This window comes from Pantoea sp. ARC270, assembly GCF_003236725.1.
Taxonomy (GTDB): domain Bacteria; phylum Pseudomonadota; class Gammaproteobacteria; order Enterobacterales; family Enterobacteriaceae; genus Pantoea; species Pantoea anthophila.
Genome location: NZ_PUGA01000002.1, coordinates 102,661 through 124,720 on the forward strand (window position 1 = coordinate 102,661; position 22,060 = coordinate 124,720).

Consider the following 22,060-nt stretch of genomic DNA (forward strand, 5'->3'; position numbering starts at 1 on the left):
TATGCGGCCCATGGGTGATAACAGTTAACGCTGCCCGCTTAATGAGGCGCTTCAAAACCGGCTTTCACCATCTGTTCCCGAAGCGCACGCGCAATTTCGCGGTTGCCGCCAGTGACGGGATAGATGACATTATTCACCACATCATCAAGGTAGTGCTCTTCAAACTCCTGCATCGTGAGCTGAGTGCCGCCCTCATCGTTGATGGCGAAAGAACCTTTGATGTGGTTACCGCTGTTTTTAGCCTTAAGGCTGTAGCGGCCCATACTGGTATTAATCGTGCTCATACGATCTCCTCACAACTCATGTCAATCTCCTCACTATTGAGATTGAGATCTGCCTTGCCGCCTGAATTTTAGCCAGGAGTCGTCTGTAAAACGAAGAAAGAGGGCGGGTAAAAGACGGGGTTGCGATCGCACTCTCAGAATGCAAATAAAAGCAAAAGTTGATGAACCTGTGACCGGTTAACGACTTAGTGAAGCGGCAGAGCCTGATTTTCTGACTATACTGCTTACAGGAAACCTGTTTAACCAGCGAGGGAAAAGGAAATGAAAATTATTCTGTGGATTATCGCGATCATTTTTATCGTAGGCTTACTGACCCTGACAGGGGTGTTCAAACTGATTTTCTGATTTCTGTTAAAGATTCTGCGACAGCGGGCACCTAATCAGGTGCCCGAAACGTTTTCTGGCTGGCCAACAGACACTGTGTAATCGGGTCCATTGGCGTATTCGGCAGTAGATCCCGCGAGCCCAGCTGTTTTCGACAGCATGCGCAACAGGCACCATGAAAGGTGCGCTGGCCCTCTTTGTAATCAGCAAAAACGAACCGGGCGCTTCCACACTGACTACAGCGTATTTTCATCACCATCCTGCGTATGACCTCCTTTGGACTGACACTGTGCTGATCGCGTTCCCTGACCGGTTAAGCAGACTTAATCTATTGCTATGCAATATTATTCCGGACTGCGATGAGAAAAGTAGTGTCTTATGAGCATGAATGTTTGCTGCCAAATGCGAATCCGGCCTGTAAAAACCACTTCATTGATCATGATCAAAGATTGTCATCTATTGGCTAAAACGCCCGCAGATGGCCTGTCCTGGCGCGGATAAACGGCACGGCAGGCTCAATTTTGTCGGAAAGAAAGGCGAACTGGCGGTGAACTAATCGCAAATTTTTTGCAATAAGTGATTTTTTATCCTGCTATGGCTTTCAGCCGCCTGAAAATTGCACCAGCGTCAGACTCCTGGCTGACCGGGCAGAGAAAAAAAGGGCGTTTTTACGCGCCATATCGTCAGAGAGAGCAGGAACGGGTCTCAATAAGATTTTTCTTTTTCAGCCACAGCGCCTGTTAAGTTGAAATTCAAAAAAGGCATGACTTTCCAGCGTGTTAGCGCGAAGAAGAGGAAAGGCGTTCGCTAGCTGCTGAAACCGATTTCGCAAGTCGGAAAGCAGGAAAGTGTGATGGATGCACAGAAAGTCGATATTTATCACTTTTTCATCAAATCGTGCTGGACAAATCCCTCCGCAATTGCTGTACTAGATGCCGACACAGTTTAGTGTCCATTTTTCATGTAAAGGTAATATAGATGTCTAAGATCAAAGGTAACGTTAAGTGGTTTAATGAATCTAAAGGATTCGGTTTCATTACTCCTGAAGATGGCAGCAAAGATGTATTCGTACACTTCTCTGCAATCCAGAGCAACGGCTTCAAAACTCTGGCTGAAGGTCAGCGCGTTGAGTTTGAAATCACCGACGGTGCTAAAGGCCCATCTGCTGCTAACGTTATCAGCCTGTAAGTTAACAGTCAGAATTCTAAAAACCCGCCTGATGGCGGGTTTTTTTATGCCTGTCATCTGCGCATCACCTTCTCCTGTCGATCCTGCGCTGCTGGCTCGTCTGCCGCACAAACTGCGCGACGCTTCACAATAAATCCTCGTAACATATTTATAACAAGCTGAAGTGCCGCTTTTTTGCGGGCAACGCGTTATAACAGAGTGACAGATCCCGGTGGGTGAGGAGGCAGGATGAATATACGGCAGGCAGAGTTAAAAGACAGTTTTGCGCTGAGTGCGTTGCTCAGCGAATTAGGCTACGGCGGCACCGAAGGTTTTATTGAGCAGCGCCTGGCGCAGTTATGCAGCGATCCCAGTGAAGCACTCTTAGTGGCGGAACAGGATAACCAGGTGCTGGGGTTCCTTTCCCTGCATTTCATTCCACAGCTGGCGCTGGCCGGTGACTTTGCCCGCATCAGCTACTTCTGCATTGCCGAAGGCGAGCGCAGCAAAGGGATTGGGCAGCAGCTGCTTCAGCATGCTGAGGCGCTGGCCGCGCGTCGTGGCTGCGATCGCATGGAGGTGCATTGCCACCAGTCGCGCCTGAAAGCGAATCTCTTCTACGGCCGTGAAGGCTTTGCCGAATCACCCCGTTATCATATTAAATCCCTGGCGAGTTAATTTTCAGCCGGCGGGTGAGCCTCCCGCAGGAGAGCGGCCGGTGGTCAGTGCTTTCTGCTTTCTCCGCGCCAGACAGGCAGCAGAAACGGTTGCCCTGCGCACATCCTTCAGGCGCCCGTCTGAGCTGACAGGCTCTCTCCGGCAGACTTTCCCGGTGTGTTCAGGTTACGATGCTCCCTCAGCCCGACCGCAGACGCGGCGTTGATCAATGAGGGCAGTGAACAGGGACAGCCTGAGCGAATCCCTCTGACAGGGGCGCCGGAAGGCTGTTGACGGCGACAGCAGGAGAAGAACAATGATGAGAGTGGCACTGGGGCAGTTTGCCGTTGGTCGTGAATGGCAGGAAAACGCCGCTGTCTGTCTGGATCTGATGCAGCGGGCGGCGGAAGGGGGAGCCGATCTGCTGGTCCTGCCGGAAGGCGTGCTGGCGCGGGACATTAACGATCCCGATATCGTGCTGAAAGCGGCGCAGCCGCTGGATGGCCCTTTCCTGAGCCAGCTGCTGGCAGCCAGCAAAGAGCGTGCCCTGACGACGATCCTCTGTCTGCATGTTCCCGACGGCGCGCAGAAAGCGCTTAACGTGCTGGTTGCCTTCCGACAGGGTGAGATCATCGCCGTTTATGAAAAACTGCATCTCTATGATGCTTTCACGATGCAGGAGTCGCAGCGGGTCAATCCCGGCCGGGTCATTCCTCCGCTGATTGAGGTGGCCGGTATGAAGGTGGGCTTAATGACCTGCTATGACGTGCGGTTTCCGGAGATGGCGCGGCGGCTGGCGCTGGACGGTGCCGACGTCCTGGTGCTGCCTGCCGCCTGGGTGAAAGGCCCGCTGAAAGAGATGCACTGGGAACTGCTGACCCGCGCCCGTGCGCTGGAAAACACCTGCTATATGGTGGCGGCGGGCGAGTGTGGTCCACGGAATATCGGCAACAGTCTGGTGGTGGACCCGATGGGGGTCGCGGTAGCAAACGCGGCGGAAGCGCCCGCACTGCTGTTTGCCGACCTCGATCCCGAACGTCTTGCCTATGCCCGTCAGGTACTGCCGGTGCTGGAGAACCGGCGTTTTGCCCGGCCTGAACTCGACGGAGAGTGAAACATACAGAGCCTGAGCCGGATACGCTGACGGGAAGGGTGTCAGATCTTACTCTGTTACAGATTCTGCTTGTGGTGACAGGCAATCTGCGCGTAAATAACAGTCACCGTTATTCGATAAAGTTGAAAGGTTAAATATGGAAGGTATCAGTATTGCCAAGCTGCTGATTATCGGTGCGCTTATCGTACTGCTTTTTGGTACCAACAAGTTGCGCTCGCTGGGTGGCGATCTGGGCTCCGCAATCAAGGGCTTCAAGAAAGCCATGAAAGATGAAGATACCAGTGCAACCCGAAATACGGCTGAAGACGTGCCTGCAGAACGCGTCGTTCATAAAGATTAATCGGTTATTTGCAGCAAATAACTGTTACTTTTTATTTCAGGCACACATAAAAAAACCAGACTGTCAGCAGTCTGGTTTTTTGTTTTTATGCAGCAGCAAAGCGGGAATTACTTCACTTCCATCCCTTTCGCCTGCATATCGGCATGATAGGAAGAGCGGACAAACGGACCACATGCCGCATGCGTGAAGCCCATCGCCATCGCTTCTTCTTTCATCTCATCAAATTCGGCCGGGCTGACGTAACGCTGAACCGGCAGATGGTGACGGCTCGGCTGCAGATACTGACCCAGCGTCAGCATGGTGACGCCGTGGCGACGCAGATCGCGCATCACTTCAATGATTTCGGCATTCGTTTCGCCCAGACCCACCATCAGACCTGATTTGGTCGGGACATCCGGGTGCGCTTCTTTGAAACGCTCCAGCAGCTTCAGCGACCACTCGTAGTTAGCGCCGGGACGAACCTGACGATAGACGCGCGGTACGTTTTCCAGGTTGTGGTTGAACACATCCGGTGGCGTCGCGGTGAGGATCTCCAGCGCGCGATCCATACGGCCACGGAAGTCCGGCACCAGCGTCTCAATTTTGATCGTCGGATTTTTTTCGCGAATCGCGCTGATGCAGTCGGCAAAATGCTGAGCGCCACCGTCACGCAAATCGTCACGGTCAACCGAGGTGATCACGACGTAACGCAGTCCCATGTCGGCGATGGTCTGCGCCAGCTTCGCGGGCTCACCGGCATCAGGCGCGTTGGGACGCCCATGGGCCACATCGCAGAACGGACAGCGGCGGGTACAGATTGCGCCCAGGATCATAAAGGTGGCGGTGCCGTGGTTAAAGCATTCGGCGAGGTTAGGGCACGAGGCCTCTTCACAGACCGAGTGCAGTCCATTTTTACGCATCGCCGCTTTGATGCCCTGAATACGACTGGAGTCAGCTGGCAGCTTGATTTTCATCCATTCCGGCTTACGCAACATCTCCTGCCGTTCAACAGCCACGGTTTTCACCGGGATCAGCGCCATTTTGTCTGCGTCACGATATTTGACGCCGCGTTCCATCTGAATTGGTTTACTCATAAATCAGCAGGTTCCGGTCGGATTGCGATTTGAAAGCGTTCCCATTCAAACCGGGAAGGGTGCTTTCAACTTTATTTGAAAAAAGTGCAAAAATTATATCATCTCAGCGCCCGGGAAGCAGCCACCGTCAGCGCGGAAAAGTTACATATTTGTAAATTCGCATTCAGCGCTAAGGCTGAACCGGCAGATCATCCGTGGTCCACTCAACATGGTCGTAACCGGCCAGCCGCGCAAACGCGCTGACCAGCGGTGAACGAACCTGTTCTGTCGTAACGCCCGGCCGGAAATGACTTAACTGAGTCATGCTCATGCCGGCGTAGCCGCAGGGGTTAATCCGCAGAAAGGGGGAGAGATCCATCGCCACATTCAGCGCCAGACCGTGAAACGAGCAGCCTTTGCGGATGCGTAATCCCAGTGAGCAGATCTTTTCATCACCCACGTAGACGCCAGGGGCATCGGCACGCGCGCGGGCGCTGACGCCAGATTCCGCCAGGGTGGCAATCACCGTCTCTTCCAGAATCGTAACCAGCTGGCGGACGCCAAGCTTACGGCGTCTGACATCGATCAGGACATACATCACCTGCTGTCCCGGACCGTGATAGGTCACCTGGCCACCGCGGTCGCTCTGCACCACCGGAATCTCTCCCGGCATCAGCAGATGTTCCGCTTTTCCTGCCTGGCCCTGGGTAAAGACCGGCGGATGTTCGACCAGCCAGATTTCGTCGCGACTCTGTTCATCGCGCTGGTCGGTATAGTGGTGCATGGCATCGGAGACAGATTGCCAGTCGCGCAGACCGGACTGACGGACGAGAAGGGTTTCAACTGACAAAACGAGAATCCGCTAAAGAAGAATCGCTGGATAATGTCGGCAAACCGTCAGGCACAGGCGCCTTGCCGACCCGTAAATTACAGCACCATCCGCACAATTTCGATCTTGCCCAGCTCTTCGTACAGGCGCTCAACCTGTTCGATGTGGGTCGCGTTGATGGTGATGTTAACCGAGTGATAGTTGCCTTTGCTGCTCGGCTTAACTTCAGGACTGTAGTCGCCGGGCGCATGACGTTGCACCACTTCAACCACTTGATCAACCAGCTCCGGTTGCGCCAGACCCATTACTTTGTAGGTAAACGGGGTAGGAAATTCGAGCAGCTCATTCAGTTTGGTTTTCATATTAACTCCGGTGCATAAAAAACAGGCTCCCGCCTGAGCGGGAGCATCATAATATCGTGTAATGGGGGCGGAAGGGTGATTTTTCAATCACCCGTCACGCTTAACCGAACCAGTGATGGAACATCAGCTTGATGTAATCAACGATACGGCCAAAGAAACCGCCTTCGGAAATTTCATTCAGTACCACCAGCGGACGCTGTTCGATGGTTTTGCCATCCAGCTGGAAGTTGATGCTGCCGACGACCTGGTTTTTCTTCAGCGGGGCATGCAGTTCTGTGTTGTTCAGCACATAGCTTGCCTTCAGATCTTTCATACGGCCACGTGGAATGGTCAGGTAGGCATCTTTTTCCACACCCAGCTGCACGCGGTCATTATCGCCGAACCAGACCGGCTCAGAGGCGAACTCTTTACCTGCTTTCAGCGGCGCGACGGTTTCAAAGAAACGGAAGCCCCAGGTCAGCAGTTTCTTGCTCTCCGTTTCACGGCCTTTAAAGGTGTGCCCGCCCATGACGGCAGAAATCAGGCGCATCTGGCCTTCTGTCGCAGATGCCACCAGGTTAAAACCTGCCGAGTTGGTGTGACCGGTTTTGATCCCATCCACATTCAGGTTAGTATCCCACAGCAGACCGTTACGGTTCATCTGACGGATATTGTTGAAGGTGAACTCTTTCTCTTTATAGATGGCGTACTCTTCCGGCACATCGCGGATCAGCGCCTGACCGATCAGCGCCATGTCGCGCGCGGAGCTGTACTGACCTTCAGCGTCCAGACCATGCACCGTGCCGAAGTGGGTATTCTGCAGGCCAAGCGCTTTGACGTAGTTGTTCATCAGATTAACGAACGCGTCCTGGCTGCCGGCAACATAGTCAGCCATCGCTACACAGGCGTCGTTACCGGACTGCAGCACAATCCCACGGGTCAGCTGAGAAACCGGTACGCGGTCGCCTGGCTTCAGGAACATCAGCGAGGAGCCTTTAAACACCGGGTTACCGGTGGCCCAGGCATCCTGACCGATGGTGACCATATCGTCCTGATGAATTTTACCGGCTTTCACGGCCTGACCGATGACGTAGCTGGTCATCATCTTGGTCAGACTGGCAGGATCGCGGCGTGCATCGGCATTTTTCTCCGCCAGCACTTTGCCCGAGTTGTAGTCGATAAGGACATACGCTTCGGCATCAATGTCCGGTACGCCCGGAATCATGGTCTTGAGATTGACGTCATCAGCGATAGCAGCATGGCTGAGGGAGAAAGCGATCAGTGATCCCACTGTCAGGCGTTTCAGCAAACGAGAGGATTTCAGCGTGTTCATGTGTAGGACTACAACATCCGTGAGTTTGAGGTTTAAAAAAGTCACTTATCATACCCAATGCCAGGGGCGCTGGCATGGGGTGAAATGATTGGGTTGTTAGCAGACGTAACGTGCAGCGGTCTGACAAACGGATCAGCGACGCGTATTAGTAATAAATGAAGCGGTCTGGCCTTCACTGCTCAGGCGCTGTTGCAGCGCGGCGGCTTCGGCGCGGGTAGCGTACCCGCCAAGCTGCACGCGATAAACATTGTTGCCTGCGTCTTCAACTTTCCCGGGCACACCATAACGCTGGCTCAGGCTTTTCATCATCTGCTGTGCACGCGCCGGATCGTTCAGCGCGCCGACCTGCACGACATAGCCCGCTGCGGTTCCCCGGCTGGCCGCAGGCGCGGCGCTGGCGGCGGCGGGAGCAGCAACCGCTGCCGGTGCGGCAACGGCGGCAGCGGGCGGTTCACTGCCTTCCAGCACGCCGCTCGCTAAAGGCTGGGGCGCGCCAAGAAAGCCGCTGCTCTGCACCGGTGCACCCATGCTGTCACTGCTCTGCAGCGTGCTGTTACTGATAGCGTCCACATTCTGCGCTGGCGGCTGAGCAGCCGCTGCGCTGCCGCCATTCATGACGGCGCCACCACTCAGGTCCGGACGGGCGGGCAGGGCGTAACTCTGTTTCGCCACGACGGTGCCGATGGTGCCAGGACCAGAGAGTGAGCCGTCAGGCGCGACCTTGATAAAGTCGACCCGCACCCGCGAATTGTTCGAGATATTCAGGCGGTCACCGGCGGCGCGGGAGAGATCGATAATACGACCCGGCGTATAAGGACCGCGATCGTTCACCCGCACCACAATCTGACGACCGTTGGCGATATTGGTGACGCGCACATAGCTCGGCAGCGGCAGGGTAGGGTGGGCTGCTGTCAGCGCATCGGGATCGTAGGTTTCACCGATGGCGGTGCGGTTGCCCTGCGCTTCTTCACCGTACCAGGTGGCCAGACCGACTTCACTGAAGTTGGAGGGATCTTTAACGATGCGATAATTTTTGCCGTTGACGCTGTAATCCTGGCTGGTGCCCGGATTAACCGGCTCATAACGTGGCTCAACGCCCGGAATCTCTACCACCGGTCCATTGTATGCCGGTTGCGGCGGCGCCGTATTTTGGGGTTCCGGCGTGGTACAGGCCGCCAGAACCAGTGATGCCAGTGCAACGCCAAGCCATTCCTTACGCATCTGCAGCCTCTTAGACACTTTTAGATAACATTTTTCGGTGAGTGTGGATCGACATCACGATGCCAAATCCCGCCATAAGCACGATTAGCGCGGAGCCGCCATAACTGACCAGCGGCAGCGGTACGCCAACCACCGGTAAGATACCACTAACCATGCCAATGTTAACGAAAACATAAACGAATAAAATCAGCATTAAACCGCCCGCCATGACCCGGCCAAAGGTGGTCTGCGCCCGCGCGGCCACCACCAGTCCGCGCATGATCAGCAGCAGATAAAGGGTCAGCAGCAGCAGCACGCCCACCAGCCCTAACTCTTCGGCCAGAACCGCAAAGATAAAGTCGGTGTGACGTTCCGGCAAAAACTCCAGCTGAGACTGGGTGCCCTGCAGCCAGCCTTTGCCGCGCAGTCCCCCCGAGCCAATGGCGATTTTCGACTGAATGATGTGATAGCCGGCACCCAGCGGATCCGTTTCCGGGTCGAGCAGCATCATGACGCGATCGCGCTGATAGTCGTGCATCAGGAAAAACCACAGGATCGGGATAAAGGCGGCCACCAGCAGCACCGCCACGCCAATCAGTTTCCAGCTCATCCCTGACAGGAACAGCACAAACAAACCCGAGGCGGCAATCAGGATGGAGGTACCGAGGTCGGGCTGCGCGGCCACCAGCAGGGTAGGCACGAAGATCAGCACCAGCGCAATACCGGTATTTTTCAGCGTCGGCGGGCAGACGTCACGGTTAATAAAGCGCGCGACCATCAGCGGCACCGCGATCTTGGCAATCTCCGAGGGCTGAAAACGGACAAAGCCGAGATCGAGCCAGCGCTGTGCGCCTTTACTGATCTGACCGAAGGCATCTACCGCCACCAGCAGGATCACGCAGACAATATAGAGATAAGGTGCCCAGCCTTCATAGACACGCGGCGGCACCTGCGCCAGCACAATCATGATCACCAGGCCCATCGCGATCTGACCCAGTTTACGCTCCATCATGCCCGGGTCCTGACCACTGGCACTCCAGATCACCACGGCGCTGTAGGTCAGCAGGCCGAGGATGATCAGCATAAACAGCGGATCGATGTGGATGCGCATCCAGATTGATCGTTTCTGCGGACTATCTTGCATCGACATGTTTATTCACCTTCATAACCGGGCGGCACCGGGGCGGCGTCCGGCAGGACTGTATTGTTATCACCTAACATGATGTGATCCAGAATCTGGCGCATGACGGTGCCGACAGCCGGACCGGCGCCACCGTTTTCCAGAATAATGGTCACGGCAACCCGAGGTTTGTCATAGGGAGCAAACGCGGTCATTAACTTATGGTCGCGTAATCGTTCAGCAATTCTGTGGGCGTTATAGGTTTCGTTCTCTTTCAGGCCAAAGACCTGTGCCGTACCGGACTTAGCGGCGATTTTGTAGGGCGCATCCGCAAAGCTCTTGTGCGCGGTGCCGTTAGGGCGGTTTGCCACGCCATACATGCCATCTTTGGCGATTTCCCAGTAGCCGGAATGGATATCGCCAATCGGCGCGGCAGGCGGCTGGCGATAGGGCACCAGCGTCCGGCCTTCACGGGTAGCGCGCAGGATATGCGGCACACGGATGATGCCATCGTTAATCAGAATCATCATCGCTTTGTTCATCTGCAGCGGCGTGGCCGTCCAGTAGCCCTGGCCGATGCCCACCGGAATGGTGTCACCCTGATACCACGGCTTTTTAAAGCGTCTCATCTTCCAGTCTCGGGTCGGCATATTGCCGGCGCTCTCCTGCGGCAGGTCGATACCGGTCCGGCTGCCGTAGCCAAACTTGTTCATCCATTCAGAGAGGCGATCGATGCCCATGTCATAGGCGACCTGATAGAAGAAGGTATCAGCAGACTCTTCCAGCGCTTTGGTGACGTTGAGACGACCATGGCCCCATTTCTTCCAGTCGCGGAAACGCTTTTCGGAACCGGGAAGCTGCCACCAGCCGGGATCGAAAACACTGGTGTTGCGGTTAATCACCCCGGCACTCATGGCCGAGACGGCGACATAGGGTTTGACCGTAGAGGCGGGAGGGTAGGCAGCCTGAATCGCGCGGTTATAGAGCGGGCGGTTTTCATCTTCCAGCAGGCCGCGGTAATCCTTACTGGAAATCCCGTCGACAAATAAGTTGGCGTCGTAGCTGGGGGTAGAAACCATGGCGAGGATTTCGCCGGTGCGCGGATCGCTGACGACCACCGCTGCGCGACTGCCCGCCAGCAGGGTTTCAATATATTGCTGCAGTTTGAGATCGATCGTCAGATAGATATCACGGCCCGCCTGAGGCGACTCCTCATGCAGCTGGCGAATGACCCGGCCACGGTTGTTGACCTCAACCTCCTCAAAGCCGGTTTTGCCATGCAGGAGATCTTCATAATAGGCTTCGATGCCCAGCTTGCCGATATCGTGGGTCGCGGCGTAATTTGGCCAGATCCCCTCTTTATCGAGGCGGGCCACATCACGATCGTTGATTTTGGAGACGTAGCCGACCACATGCGTCAGCGTGGCACCGTAAGGGTAGTAGCGGCGCTGATAGCCTTTCACTTCCACGCCGGGGAAGCGGTACTGATTGACCGCAAAACGGGCGACCTGCACCTCATTCAGCGCGGTTTTCACCGGAATGGAGGTAAAACGACGCGAGCGTTTACGCTCTTTCTGGAAGTTTTCCAGATCTTCATCCGTCAGCTCCAGGATCGGGCGCAGATTTTCCAGCGTCTGTTGCAGGTTATCGACTTTTTCCGGCACCAGTTCAGCCTGATAGATGGTGCGGTTCAGCGCAAGCGGCGTGCCGGTACGATCGTAGATAATGCCGCGGCTGGGCGCGACAGGCACCAGTTTTATGCGGTTCTGGTTGGAGCGGGTACTGTAATCATCAAAGCGAAGGATCTGCAGATGGTAAAGGTTCACCACCAGGATTGAAGAGAGCAGCAAAATACCGACGAAGGCGAAAAACGCCCGACGGACAAAGAGTTTCTGTTCGGCGCTGTAATCGCGAAAGGCGTTGCTTTGTAATTTCATCCGCTACTTGTCATGTCTGCTGTGGGCTGATCGGTCATTCACGATGATAAGGATGATTTGCCGTAATGCTCCAGGCTCGATACAGACTTTCCGCAACCAGCACGCGCACCAGCGGATGGGGCAACGTCAATGCTGACAGGGACCAGCTCTGCTCTGCCGCCGCTTTGCAGGCGGGGGCCAGGCCTTCAGGCCCGCCAATCAGCAGGCTGACATCGCGGCCATCCAGTTTCCAGCGTTCAAGCTGCTGCGCCAGCTGCGGGGTTTCCCACGGATGACCGGGAATATCCAGCGTGACGATGCGATTTCCTTTGCCGACCGCCGCTAACATCGCTTCACCCTCTTTTTCAAGAATGCGTTTGATATCAGCATTTTTGCCGCGTTTCCCCGCGGTGACTTCGGTCAGCTCAAGTGGCATATCTTTCGGGAAGCGGCGCAGATACTCCATGAAACCGGTCTGCACCCAGTCGGGCATTTTCGTGCCGACGGCAACAAGTTGCAGTTTCACCGATTAGCCCCAGAGTTTTTCCAGCTCATACAGCTGGCGACTCTCTTCCTGCATCACGTGCACGATGACATCACCGAGATCAACCACGATCCAGTCCGCCGCGCTTTTACCTTCGATGCCCAACGGCATCAGGCCAGCTAAACGGGACTCCTGCTCAACGTGCTCTGCGATCGAGGTCACATGACGCGTAGAGGTGCCGGTGCAGATGATCATGAAATCGGTGATGCTGGATTTGCCCTGAACGTCGATGGTCACGATGTCCTGACCTTTGAGATCATCAATCTTATCAATAACGAACTCTTGGAGTGCTTTACCTTGCAAAAGGTTCCCCTCTGAATCTGATGGTATCGGGCCGGCTGCGAGCCCGGAAAGTGCAGCCAGAAAATTAAGCGGCGCAGTATAGCATGCCCGGATCAGTCGCGATATAAGCCTTCGCGGTCGATATAGTCGATCACCGCCGGGGGCAACAGGTCGTCGCAGGGCAGGTTCTGATGGCGGCGGCGGCGGATTTCGGTTGCCGAAATGTTATACAGCGGCGTGTCTGCCAGCCAGATATGGCCCGCAGGCTGCTGATGCAGCTGCCGGATATCGCCGGCGAGGTGTTCATTGAGCCACTGCTGCATCTCCGGCGCCTCAAAGCGCGTGGCATAGCCCGGCCGCTGGCACACCAGCAGATGACAGAGTGACAGCAGATCCTGCCAGCGATGCCAGCTGGCTAAGCTCAGTAAGGAGTCCTGACCAATGATAAATCCCAGCGGCTGGGCGGCACCGCGTTCGGCGCGCCAGGCCTCCAGGGTCGTCACGGTCCAGGAGGGCGTATCGCGCGCCAGCTCACGGGTATCAATATCAAACAGCGGCAAACCGGCGATAGCACAGCGCAGCATGTCGACCCGCTGGGCCGCACTGGCTTCCGGCTGCGGACGATGGGGAGGGACATTATTGGGCAGCAGCGTCACGCGCTGCAGACCGGTCTGCTGCGCCAGCGCTTCAACCGGGCGCAGATGGCCGAAATGAATCGGATCGAACGTGCCGCCAAACAGCGCCTGCAACTCAGACATGCGCAAAACTCGTCGGAAAAGCCCGGCTGCTGAGCAGCAGCGTCAGGGTCTGTAACTGAGGCCACACCGGCTGTCCATAATCCTGCTTCAGCGTCACCTCAATCTGACTCAGCAGATGGATCGCGCGCTGCAGACGGGCAGCGTCGAGTCGCTGCAGCGCCTCTGTAAACAGCGCGCGGCGATTCTGCCAGATCCGCTGCTGATCCATCAGCGTGCGCAACGGCTGCTGTGCCTGATGACGTTGCAGATGCAGCAGCGTCAGCATATCGCGCTGCAGCGTACGCAGCAGAATCACCACCTCGCTCTCCTCTTTCTCCAGCTGATGGAGGATATGCAGGGCGCGGCGGCTTTTGCCTGCCAGTAACGCATCCACCCAGTGGAAAGGGGTGAAGTGCGCTGCATCACTGACCGCCTCTTCTACCCGCGGCAGCGTCAGTTTGCCGTCAGGCCACTGCAGTGAGAGCCGCTCCAGTGCCTGAGCAAGCGCCAGCAGATTGCCTTCGTAGCAGTAACAGAGCAGCTGCACGGCGGCGTCATCCACCGATAGCTTCAGCGCTCTGGCCCGATTCACCACCCAGCGGGGCAGTTGCGCCTGCTCTGGTGTCTGGCAGGGCACCATGACCGCAGAGGCGGACAGCGCTTTAAACCAGGCGCTGTTTTCCTGCGCGCGGGTCAGCTTTGCCATCCGGCAGACCAGCAGGATATCGGCGTGCAGCAACTGCGACAGCTTAACCAGCTGCTCGGCCATTGCGGCGTTAGGGCCATTGTCGGGGAATTGCAGCGTGAGGGTCTGACGCTGGGCAAACAGACTCAGTGACTGGCAGCTGACGAACAGGCTTTCCCAGTCGGTCTGCGCATCCAGCGTAAAACTGAAATGTTCCTGGAATCCCTGCGCGGTTGCGGCGGCGCGAATGGCGTCGGCACTCTCCTGCAACAGCAGCGGTTCGTTTCCGGTTAATAAATAACAGGCGCGCAGCCCCTCACGGAGCTGCGCGCTGAGTTGCTCAGGATAAATCCTGATCATTGCAGACTGGTGGCAGAGGAAGTGGGCGCTTCCTTTGAAACCTGGCCCGGCACCGGAATCACGGACGCCGGTAAGGTCTCTTTGTTGTTGATCTGTGCGGCATGCACGGTCAGCAGCTTACGTATCAGCTGTTCGGCCGCACGCTGACGCATCTCCTGCGTAATCAGATCCTGCTCGGCATCTTTTGCCAGCGCCGCGTTCGGGTTATCGAAGAATGAACGATAGACCGTGGTGCTGATAGGATAGATGCCTTTGCCCGGCAACAGGACCTGCGCCGTTAGCGTCATGACCAGCTGATACTCCGCAGAGGTGCCGCTGATAAAGACCGAGGCGGTGTTACGCCCCGACACCTCAGGACCCAGACGCAGCGTCGGAATATCGGTGCGGTTCTGTTTAGTGTCTTCAACAATAGTGACATCGTTGATACGCAGCTGCTGACGCACAGTACGCGCAAGGGGTCCATAAGGATCGCCGGTTGAAACAATCAGGGTTTTCAGTTCGCTGGGCACCTGTGTGGTGCCACGCGGATGAAAACCACAGCCGGCGGTAATGACCACCGCCAGCATGACAAACAGCCTGATAATCGGATGTCGCACAGTTCCTCCTGAACTTAACCTACGACCAGGTTAAGCAGTTTGCCCGGTACATAAATGACTTTACGGATAGTCACACCGTCCAGGTATTTCGCCACCAGATGCTCCTGGGCAGCGCGTGCCTGAACCTGTTCCTGTGTTGCATCGGCGGCGACGGTGATTTTGCCACGCACTTTGCCGTTGACCTGCACCACAACCAGTAGTGAATCTTCAACCATAGCGGCTTCATCCGCAACCGGCCAGGTCGCTTCATCAATAGAGCCTTCGCCACCCAGCGTCTGCCACAGAACGTAGCTGGCGTGCGGGGTAAACGGATAGAGCAGACGAACGACCGCAAGCAGCGCTTCCTGCATCAGGGCGCGATCCTGCTCGCTTTCCTGCGGCGCGCGGGCCAGTTTATTCATCAGCTCCATAATCGCCGCGATAGCGGTGTTGAAGGTCTGACGACGGCCGATATCATCGGCTACTTTGGCGATGGTTTTGTGCAGGTCGCGACGCAGCGATTTCTGCTCATCGTTCAGGCTCTCCACATCCAGTGCCACGGTCGCACCCAGCTGGGTGTGCTCGTAGACCAGTTTCCAGACACGCTTCAGGAAGCGGTTTGCGCCTTCAACGCCAGACTCCTGCCACTCCAGCGTCATATCCGCCGGTGAGGCAAACATCATAAACAGACGCACGGTATCCGCGCCGTAACGCTCAACCATCAGCTGTGGGTCGATGCCGTTGTTTTTCGACTTCGACATTTTGCTCATGCCCGCGTAGATCACCTCGCGACCCTGCTTATCCACGGCCTTCACGATGCGGCCTTTCTCGTCACGCTCAACCTCAACGTCAACCGGTGAAACCCAGTTGCGTTCGCCGTTGTCGCCGAGGTAGTAGAAGGCATCAGCCAGCACCATACCCTGGCACAGCAGGCGTTTGGCCGGCTCGCTGGAGTTCACCAGGCCCGCATCACGCAGCAGCTTGTGGAAGAAGCGGAAATACATCAGGTGCATGATGGCGTGCTCGATACCGCCGACATACTGATCGACCGGCAGCCAGTAGTTCGCTGCAGCCGGGTCCAGCATACCCTCTTTGTAGTCGGCACAGGTGTAACGTGCGTAGTACCAGGAGGACTCCATGAAGGTGTCAAAGGTATCGGTTTCGCGCAGCGCAGGCTGGCCATTTACCGTAGTTTTTGCCCACTCCGGATCCGCTTTGATCGGGCTGGTAATGCCATCCATCACCACATCTTCCGGAAGGATCACCGGCAGCTGATCTTCTGGTGCAGGCATTACGGTGCCATCTTCCAGCGTGACCATCGGGATAGGCGCACCCCAGTAGCGCTGACGGGAAACGCCCCAGTCGCGCAGACGGTAGTTCACTTTACGCACGCCCACGCCTTTGGCCGCCAGGGTATCTGCGATGGCGTTAAAACCAGCCGCATGATCCAGGCTGTTAAATTCGCCAGAGTTGAACAGGGCACCTTTGTCGGTCATCGCCGCCGCGCTGACGTCAGGAATGCTGCCATCCAGGTTAAGGACAACCGGCTTAATGGGCAGGTCATATTTGGTAGCAAACTCCCAGTCGCGCTGGTCGTGCGCCGGAACCGCCATCACGGCACCCGTGCCATATTCCATCAGGACGAAGTTAGCGACCCAGACAGGCAGGTGTTCGCCGGTCAACGGGTGGACAACCGAGAGGCCGGTCGCCATGCCTTTCTTCTCCATGGTCGCCATATCGGCTTCAGCCACTTTGGTGTTGCGGCATTCAGCGATAAAGTCGGCCAGCGCCGGATTGTTCACCGACGCCTGGGTCGCCAGCGGATGGCCTGCGGCCACGGCCACATAGGTGGCGCCGATAAAGGTATCCGGGCGGGTGGTGTAGACAGTGACTTTCTCTTCGCTGTCAGCCACGTCGAAGGTGATTTCAACGCCTTCTGAGCGACCAATCCAGTTACGCTGCATGGTTTTGACCTGCTCAGGCCACTCGTCCAGCGTATCCAGGTCGTTCAGCAGCTCTTCCGCATAATCGGTGATTTTAATGAACCACTGCGGGATCTCTTTGCGCTCAACTTTGGTGTCACAGCGCCAGCAGCAGCCGTCGATCACCTGCTCGTTAGCCAGTACGGTCTGATCGTTCGGGCACCAGTTCACCGCCGAGGTTTTTTTGTAGACCAGGCCTTTTTCATAGAGTTTGGTGAAGAACCACTGTTCCCAGCGGTAATACTCAGGCTGGCAGGTCGCCAGTTCACGGCTCCAGTCATAGCCAAAGCCCAGCAGTTTAAGCTGGTTCTTCATGTAGGCGATGTTGTCGTAGGTCCACGGGGCTGGCGCGGTGTTGTTCTTCACCGCTGCGCCTTCTGCAGGCAGGCCGAAAGCATCCCAGCCAATCGGCTGGAGTACGTTTTTGCCGAGCATACGCTGATAACGCGCGATTACGTCGCCGATGGTGTAGTTACGAACGTGGCCCATGTGCAGGCGCCCAGAAGGATAGGGCAACATTGAAAGGCAGTAATATTTTTCTTTACCTTCCTGCTCAGTCACTTTAAACGTTTCGTTTTCATCCCAGTGTTGCTGCACACGGGATTCAATCTCTTCCGGGCGGTATTGCTCTTGCATGGCTGCCTGTGGTCCTTTGTGAATAACATTTTTCTGGCTTTAAGATCCGCATAGCATACCCATAAGGCCGCATATCAACAACACTTCCCACTTTTGCTGGCGCGATTTCTGCCGAAAGCGTCAGAACCTTCACCCTTTTGTAATTCCCTGTACAGACGACACGGCAAAAGCAACATTGCGACTAAACTTAATTCAGCGAGAGTCTGCATAAAAGGAGAACAAAATGAATAAAGTGGCTCAGGAATATCGCGAGTCGTTGGCCGTACTGACCGACCGTCTGCGTCAGGGCGATCGTAACCCGGATGCGCTGATTGACGGACGGCGAAGCCAGCTGCTGGCGCGCAACGATATGACGGAAGAGGAGATTGATCAGGTACTGCGCGCGGTCCGACGCGATCTGGAAGAGTTTGCGCGCAGCTATAGCGACGTCGAAGAACCGGTCGCGGACTCGCTCTTTATGCGCATTATCCGTGAGAGCGTCTGGAAAGAGCTGGCAGATATTACCGATAAGAGTCAGCTGGAGTGGCGCGAGGTCTTCCAGGATCTGCATCATCATGGGGTGTATCAGAGCGGGGAAGTGGTGGGGCTGGGGAATCTGGTGTGTGAAAAGTGCCAGTTTACCCGGGCAATCTACACGCCTGAAACGCTGTCACGCTGTCCGGAGTGCGGCCACGATCAGTTTCAGCGTCAGCCTTTTGAACCCTGATAGCGTCATCGCATGCGTGAGGCGGGCCACCGGTGGTGACCCGCATAATGGCCGGGATTAGTGCAGGATTTTGGCGAGGAAATCTTTGGCGCGGTCAGACTGCGGATTATTAAAGAAGTCATCTTTATTGGTGTCTTCGATAATTTTCCCTTCATCCATAAAGATGACGCGATTGGCTACCTTGCGGGCGAAGCCCATCTCATGGGTTACCACCATCATTGTCATCCCCTCCTGGGCCAGTTCGACCATGACATCCAGCACTTCATTGATCATTTCCGGGTCCAGTGCGGAGGTCGGCTCATCAAACAGCATCGCGATGGGGTCCATGCAGAGTGCCCGCGCAATCGCCACACGCTGCTGCTGGCCCCCGGAAAGCTGACCGGGAAACTTCTCAGCATGCGCGGCCAGACCCACTCGCTTCAGCAGTTTCAGCCCCTTCTCCCGCGCGGCCGCTTTGTCGCGCTTCAGCACTTTCACCTGCGCCAGCACCAGATTGTTGATAATGCTCAGGTGAGGGAAGAGTTCGAAGTGCTGAAACACCATGCCAACCTGACTGCGAAGCTGCGCCAGGTTGGTTTTTTTGTTGTTCACCTCGGTGCCATTCACCGCAATCACACCCTGCTGGATCGGCTCAAGTCCGTTAACCGTTTTGATCAGCGTCGATTTACCGGAGCCGGACGGCCCGCACACCACCACCACTTCACCGGTTTTGACCTCGGTTGAGCAGTCGGTCAGCACCTGAAAGTGACCATACCACTTAGAAACATTTTTCAGGCTAATCATTTAAACCGTCCTTTTTCTTTTCAGATAGCTGACCAACAGCGATGCACTCAGGCTGATCACGAAGTAGACCAGACCGGCAAACAGAACCATCTCCACCTGGGTACCGTCGCGCTCACCAATGGTGGACGCGGTGCGGAAGAAGTCCGCCAGGCTTAAGACATAGACCAGTGAGGTATCCTGGAACAGCACGATACCCTGGGTCAGTAACAGCGGAACCATGGCGCGAAACGCCTGCGGCAGGATGATCAGTCTCATCGACTGCCACGGCGTCATGCCGAGCGCCAGCGCGGCGTTACCCTGGCCGCGTGAAATACTGATGATGCCGGCGCGAATAATTTCAGAGTAGTAAGCCGCTTCAAACAGCGAGAAAGCGACCATGGCTGAAATCAGCCGGATATCGGTTTTGGGCGACAGGCCCATCACCTGCTGCAGAAAACTCGGCACCACCAGATAGAACCAGAGCAGCACCATCACCAGCGGCACGGAGCGGAACAGGTTGACATAAATTTTGGCGAACCAGCTGATCGGCTTAAAGCTCGACAGACGCATTACCGCCAGCAGCGTGCCCCACAGAATGCCGAAGACCACGGCGGTCAGGGTGATTTTAAACGTAATCACCAGGCCGTTGAGCAGATAGGGCAGGCTGGGAGCAATGGAACTCCAGTCAAACTCGTACATTACTTGCCTCCCGCATTGCCTGGCAGCCGGACTTTGCGCTCGACCAGACTCATCAACAACATAATCACCAGGTTAATCGCGACGTAGGCGAGCGTAATGGCGGTAAAGGACTCATAGGCATGGGCCGAATAGTCGAGCAGTTTGCCCGCCTGTGCGGCCATATCGACCAGACCAATGGTGGAGGCGATAGCCGAGTTCTTGACCAGGTTCAGCATTTCCGACGTCATCGGCGGGACAATCACGCGATACGCATTCGGCAGGAGCACATAGCGGTAGGTCTGCGGCAGGGTTAATCCCATCGCCAGACCCGCATTCTTCTGCCCGGTCGGCAGTGACTGAATGGCAGCACGGACCTGCTCGCAGACGCGGGCCGCGGTAAAGAGGCCAAGACAGATCATGGAGGAGAGGAAAAACTGAATGTTGGGATCCAGCTCCGACTTAAACCACATGCCGAGCTTCTCGCCCACCAGTTCAGGTGCGACCAGATACCAGAAGAAGAACTGGACGATCAGCGGGATGTTACGAAACAGTTCGACATAGCAGGTGCCAATGGTGGCCAGCAGGCGATTAGGCACGGTGCGCAGAATGCCGAAAAATGAACCCACAAAGAAGGCAATAATCCAGGCGCAGCAGGAGACAGCAATCGTCACCTGAAAACCGGACCACAGCCAGCCAAGGTAGGTCGTGTTACCGAACGGGGCCTGTTCGAGAAAGATGCCCCAGTTCCAATCGATACCCATAACGAGCTCCGGAAAAAAAGGGTAGCGAAGCTACCCTGAAGATTGATGAACGGCGTTTTATCTTCTGACGCAGGGGAACGACCCGTGTCAGTCTGTCTGTCCATGCCGCGGTTTCAGCAATCGAGAGGGCAGCCGGGCTGCCCTTGTTATACCCGCCGTCTTTCTGGCTGCCATGTTGCTGGCTGCGTTGATTCACGCGAATCACTTACCTGCGTAAGCGCATCGGGATTCACTCTGGCCACCGTGATGCAACCTGAAATCCATTGGGTATTTTGTTGTTAATTCAGTGCTTTATCGTTCGGCGTTTTGAACAGTGCTTTCATGTCTTCAGACAGTTCAAAGTTCATGTTCAGGTTCTTAGGCGGAATCGGCTGTTTAAACCAGGTGTCGAACCATTTTTCAGCCTGACCGGAGGTCTGGGCTTTAGCGATGGTTTCATCCACCAGGGCTTTGAACTGTGGATCATCTTTACGCAGCATGCAGCCATAGGCCTCTTTGGACTGCGGCGTACCTAAGATTTCCCAGTTGTCCGGTTTTTTCGCTTTCGCGCGTTCGCCAGCCAGCAGCGCGTCATCCATCATAAAGGCCACGGCACGACCGGTTTCCAGGGTGCGGAAAGAGTCGCCGTGATCTTTTGCGCTGATGATGCGCATATCCATTTTCTGTTCGTCATTGAGTTTATGCAGCAGCACTTCAGAGGTGGTGCCGGAGGTCACAACGACGGTTTTGCCTTTCAGGTCAGCGAAATCTTTGATAGGGCCACCTTTCTTCACCAGCAGACGGGTGCCGATGACAAAAATGGTGTCAGAGAAGGCTGCCTGTTTCTGGCGCTCAAGGTTATTGGTGGTCGAGCCACACTCATAATCGTAGGTGCCGTTCTGCAACAGCGGAATACGGTTCTGAGAGGTGATAGGGATCATCTTGACCTGCAGATCCGGCTTATTCAGTTTTGCTTTGATGGCGTCCACGATGGCGTTGGAATAGGCCTGTGAATAGCCCACCACTTTTTGCTGGTTGTCATAATAAGAAAAGGGAACTGATGATTCGCGATGCCCGACCACAATAACGCCATTGTCATTGATCTTTTTCAGGGTGCCGCTGAGATCTTCCGCCTGGGCCGCTCCCGCCGCTGCGCTGATCAGCAGAAGAGATAATGCCACTTTGCGTAGTTGCATGTTCCAACTCCTTCGTATGAAAAAGGCACAGGCTATAACCTGCGCTGATTATGATGTTGTGTCTGTTTTTTGCTGCGTCCGGGCTCTTTCTGCGCTGAAAACGGGCGCAGAAGAGTCACTAACATAGCGGATTGTTAACGCAATGAAACAAAAAAGTTTCTGTTTTGCGAGGTGATACGCACCAAAAAAAGGCAAATATCCCGCACTGCGCGGTAACGGTGCAGCGGTGCGGATGGTTTTGGTGCAACCGGCTCGCTGTCAGCGCCTGCAATCAGCCTGTTTGTGAAAAACACTGAAATATTTAGCAATCATCGTGCCAGAAAGCGGTTAAGAGCGAGAAAGGCAGCAGAGTATGCGGTCAGGAGAGTGAGTTATATCGGGGAGAAAGAAATAAAAAACGAAGCCTCAGAAGGCTGACACACCTGAAGCGGATGAATCTGGCAGTAAAGCGTCAGATGAAAGCGCAGGGAACAGGGGCTGAAGTGGAAAGCGACCCGCGC

23 protein-coding genes are annotated in these 22,060 nt (G+C 55.6%); 5 read left to right on the plus strand and 18 right to left on the minus strand.

Features of this window, described 5'->3' with window-relative positions; translation table 11 throughout:
- Positions 1–38: 38 nt before the first annotated feature.
- Entirely contained in the window at positions 39–284 is a 246-nt protein-coding gene (locus CKF42_RS02020; protein WP_009091526.1) for a hypothetical protein, read from the minus strand.
- A gap of 1,302 nt (positions 285–1,586) precedes the next feature.
- Between CKF42_RS02020 and cspE the strand changes: the two genes are divergently transcribed.
- The 4 genes from cspE (at position 1,587) to tatE (ending at position 3,886) form a co-directional block, all read left to right on the plus strand.
- Positions 1,587–1,796, plus strand: a complete 210-nt coding sequence (cspE, locus tag CKF42_RS02030; protein WP_006118399.1) for a transcription antiterminator/RNA stability regulator CspE — start codon at positions 1,587–1,589, stop codon at positions 1,794–1,796.
- A 228-nt stretch (positions 1,797–2,024) separates the two neighbouring features.
- Positions 2,025–2,453, plus strand: coding sequence for a GNAT family N-acetyltransferase (locus CKF42_RS02035; RefSeq protein ID WP_111207370.1), 429 nt, complete (start codon positions 2,025–2,027; stop codon positions 2,451–2,453).
- Between the two features lie 298 nt (positions 2,454–2,751).
- The gene (locus tag CKF42_RS02040) at positions 2,752–3,546 is read left to right on the plus strand and encodes a deaminated glutathione amidase (protein ID WP_111207377.1); all 795 of its coding nucleotides are present in this window, start codon (positions 2,752–2,754) and stop codon (positions 3,544–3,546) included.
- Between the two features lie 136 nt (positions 3,547–3,682).
- Entirely contained in the window at positions 3,683–3,886 is a 204-nt protein-coding gene (gene tatE / locus CKF42_RS02045; RefSeq protein WP_009091518.1) for a twin-arginine translocase subunit TatE, read from the plus strand.
- Between the two features lie 107 nt (positions 3,887–3,993).
- Here the strand turns inward: tatE and lipA are convergent, their stop codons facing one another.
- The 13 genes from lipA to leuS form a co-directional block, all read right to left on the minus strand.
- A complete protein-coding gene (lipA, locus tag CKF42_RS02050) occupies positions 3,994–4,959 on the minus strand; it encodes a lipoyl synthase (RefSeq protein ID WP_009091517.1) in 966 nt (321 codons plus the stop codon).
- Positions 4,960–5,128: 169 nt separating this feature from the next.
- Positions 5,129–5,788 carry a lipoyl(octanoyl) transferase LipB gene (lipB, locus tag CKF42_RS02055; protein ID WP_111207371.1) on the minus strand — a complete coding sequence of 220 codons (660 nt, stop codon included), beginning with the start codon at positions 5,786–5,788 and terminating at the stop codon, positions 5,129–5,131.
- Between the two features lie 77 nt (positions 5,789–5,865).
- A complete protein-coding gene (gene ybeD, locus CKF42_RS02060; protein ID WP_009091513.1) occupies positions 5,866–6,129 on the minus strand; it encodes a DUF493 family protein YbeD in 264 nt (87 codons plus the stop codon).
- Between the two features lie 100 nt (positions 6,130–6,229).
- Positions 6,230–7,441, minus strand: a complete 1,212-nt coding sequence (gene dacA / locus CKF42_RS02065) for a D-alanyl-D-alanine carboxypeptidase DacA (RefSeq protein ID WP_009091510.1) — start codon at positions 7,439–7,441, stop codon at positions 6,230–6,232.
- A 132-nt stretch (positions 7,442–7,573) separates the two neighbouring features.
- Entirely contained in the window at positions 7,574–8,662 is a 1,089-nt protein-coding gene (rlpA, locus tag CKF42_RS02070) for an endolytic peptidoglycan transglycosylase RlpA (RefSeq protein ID WP_046101408.1), read from the minus strand.
- Positions 8,663–8,672: 10 nt separating this feature from the next.
- Positions 8,673–9,785: a peptidoglycan glycosyltransferase MrdB gene (gene mrdB / locus CKF42_RS02075; protein ID WP_033736585.1), complete on the minus strand. Its 1,113-nt coding sequence runs from the start codon at positions 9,783–9,785 to the stop codon at positions 8,673–8,675.
- Positions 9,786–9,793: 8 nt separating this feature from the next.
- Positions 9,794–11,698: a peptidoglycan DD-transpeptidase MrdA gene (mrdA, locus tag CKF42_RS02080; RefSeq protein ID WP_111207372.1), complete on the minus strand. Its 1,905-nt coding sequence runs from the start codon at positions 11,696–11,698 to the stop codon at positions 9,794–9,796.
- A 34-nt stretch (positions 11,699–11,732) separates the two neighbouring features.
- The gene (gene rlmH, locus CKF42_RS02085) at positions 11,733–12,203 is read right to left on the minus strand and encodes a 23S rRNA (pseudouridine(1915)-N(3))-methyltransferase RlmH (RefSeq protein ID WP_009091501.1); all 471 of its coding nucleotides are present in this window, start codon (positions 12,201–12,203) and stop codon (positions 11,733–11,735) included.
- 3 nt (positions 12,204–12,206) lie between these two features.
- Positions 12,207–12,524, minus strand: coding sequence for a ribosome silencing factor (rsfS, locus tag CKF42_RS02090; RefSeq protein ID WP_009091499.1), 318 nt, complete (start codon positions 12,522–12,524; stop codon positions 12,207–12,209).
- Between the two features lie 92 nt (positions 12,525–12,616).
- On the minus strand, positions 12,617–13,261 hold the full coding sequence (gene nadD / locus CKF42_RS02095; RefSeq protein WP_009091497.1) for a nicotinate-nucleotide adenylyltransferase: 645 nt from the start codon (positions 13,259–13,261) through the stop codon (positions 12,617–12,619).
- Positions 13,254–14,285: a DNA polymerase III subunit delta gene (gene holA, locus CKF42_RS02100; RefSeq protein ID WP_009091495.1), complete on the minus strand. Its 1,032-nt coding sequence runs from the start codon at positions 14,283–14,285 to the stop codon at positions 13,254–13,256. Before holA ends, nadD begins: the two co-directional genes overlap by 8 nt.
- Complete coding sequence (gene lptE / locus CKF42_RS02105; protein WP_009091493.1) at positions 14,282–14,881, minus strand: LPS assembly lipoprotein LptE; 600 nt, start codon at positions 14,879–14,881, stop codon at positions 14,282–14,284. Before lptE ends, holA begins: the two co-directional genes overlap by 4 nt.
- A 14-nt stretch (positions 14,882–14,895) precedes the next feature.
- Positions 14,896–17,478, minus strand: a complete 2,583-nt coding sequence (gene leuS, locus CKF42_RS02110) for a leucine--tRNA ligase (RefSeq protein WP_046101411.1) — start codon at positions 17,476–17,478, stop codon at positions 14,896–14,898.
- A 223-nt stretch (positions 17,479–17,701) separates the two neighbouring features.
- Between leuS and CKF42_RS02115 the strand changes: the two genes are divergently transcribed.
- The gene (locus tag CKF42_RS02115; protein ID WP_046101412.1) at positions 17,702–18,184 is read left to right on the plus strand and encodes a zinc ribbon-containing protein; all 483 of its coding nucleotides are present in this window, start codon (positions 17,702–17,704) and stop codon (positions 18,182–18,184) included.
- A gap of 57 nt (positions 18,185–18,241) precedes the next feature.
- Here the strand turns inward: CKF42_RS02115 and CKF42_RS02120 are convergent, their stop codons facing one another.
- The 4 genes from CKF42_RS02120 to CKF42_RS02135 form a co-directional block, all read right to left on the minus strand.
- A complete protein-coding gene (locus CKF42_RS02120; protein WP_009091487.1) occupies positions 18,242–18,967 on the minus strand; it encodes an amino acid ABC transporter ATP-binding protein in 726 nt (241 codons plus the stop codon).
- Positions 18,968–19,645, minus strand: a complete 678-nt coding sequence (gene gltK / locus CKF42_RS02125) for a glutamate/aspartate ABC transporter permease GltK (protein WP_111207373.1) — start codon at positions 19,643–19,645, stop codon at positions 18,968–18,970. It lies immediately after the preceding gene.
- Positions 19,645–20,385 (minus strand): amino acid ABC transporter permease, encoded by a 741-nt coding sequence (locus CKF42_RS02130; RefSeq protein WP_009091484.1) that lies wholly within the window; start codon positions 20,383–20,385, stop codon positions 19,645–19,647. The genes gltK and CKF42_RS02130 overlap by 1 nt, the downstream gene beginning before the upstream one ends.
- 278 nt (positions 20,386–20,663) lie before the next feature.
- Positions 20,664–21,560, minus strand: a complete 897-nt coding sequence (locus CKF42_RS02135) for an amino acid ABC transporter substrate-binding protein (protein ID WP_009091482.1) — start codon at positions 21,558–21,560, stop codon at positions 20,664–20,666.
- Between the last annotated feature and the right edge of the window lie 500 nt (positions 21,561–22,060).

Bases quoted from the DNA above. Each gene is read 5' to 3' on its own strand.
- nadD (WP_009091497.1), bottom strand. From the start codon at position 13,261: ATGTCTGAGTTGCAGGCGCTGTTTGGCGGCACGTTCGATCCGATTCAT.
- CKF42_RS02130 (WP_009091484.1), bottom strand. From the start codon at position 20,385: ATGGGTATCGATTGGAACTGGGGCATCTTTCTCGAACAGGCCCCGTTC.
- CKF42_RS02020 (WP_009091526.1), bottom strand. From the start codon at position 284: ATGAGCACGATTAATACCAGTATGGGCCGCTACAGCCTTAAGGCTAAA.
- CKF42_RS02135 (WP_009091482.1), bottom strand. From the start codon at position 21,560: ATGCAACTACGCAAAGTGGCATTATCTCTTCTGCTGATCAGCGCAGCG.
- leuS (WP_046101411.1), bottom strand. From the start codon at position 17,478: ATGCAAGAGCAATACCGCCCGGAAGAGATTGAATCCCGTGTGCAGCAA.
- gltK (WP_111207373.1), bottom strand. From the start codon at position 19,645: ATGTACGAGTTTGACTGGAGTTCCATTGCTCCCAGCCTGCCCTATCTG.
- mrdA (WP_111207372.1), bottom strand. From the start codon at position 11,698: ATGAAATTACAAAGCAACGCCTTTCGCGATTACAGCGCCGAACAGAAA.
- cspE (WP_006118399.1), top strand. From the start codon at position 1,587: ATGTCTAAGATCAAAGGTAACGTTAAGTGGTTTAATGAATCTAAAGGA.
- ybeD (WP_009091513.1), bottom strand. From the start codon at position 6,129: ATGAAAACCAAACTGAATGAGCTGCTCGAATTTCCTACCCCGTTTACC.
- dacA (WP_009091510.1), bottom strand. From the start codon at position 7,441: ATGAACACGCTGAAATCCTCTCGTTTGCTGAAACGCCTGACAGTGGGA.
- CKF42_RS02035 (WP_111207370.1), top strand. From the start codon at position 2,025: ATGAATATACGGCAGGCAGAGTTAAAAGACAGTTTTGCGCTGAGTGCG.
- CKF42_RS02040 (WP_111207377.1), top strand. From the start codon at position 2,752: ATGAGAGTGGCACTGGGGCAGTTTGCCGTTGGTCGTGAATGGCAGGAA.
- CKF42_RS02120 (WP_009091487.1), bottom strand. From the start codon at position 18,967: ATGATTAGCCTGAAAAATGTTTCTAAGTGGTATGGTCACTTTCAGGTG.
- CKF42_RS02115 (WP_046101412.1), top strand. From the start codon at position 17,702: ATGAATAAAGTGGCTCAGGAATATCGCGAGTCGTTGGCCGTACTGACC.
- tatE (WP_009091518.1), top strand. From the start codon at position 3,683: ATGGAAGGTATCAGTATTGCCAAGCTGCTGATTATCGGTGCGCTTATC.
- lipA (WP_009091517.1), bottom strand. From the start codon at position 4,959: ATGAGTAAACCAATTCAGATGGAACGCGGCGTCAAATATCGTGACGCA.
- rlpA (WP_046101408.1), bottom strand. From the start codon at position 8,662: ATGCGTAAGGAATGGCTTGGCGTTGCACTGGCATCACTGGTTCTGGCG.
- holA (WP_009091495.1), bottom strand. From the start codon at position 14,285: ATGATCAGGATTTATCCTGAGCAACTCAGCGCGCAGCTCCGTGAGGGG.
- mrdB (WP_033736585.1), bottom strand. From the start codon at position 9,785: ATGCAAGATAGTCCGCAGAAACGATCAATCTGGATGCGCATCCACATC.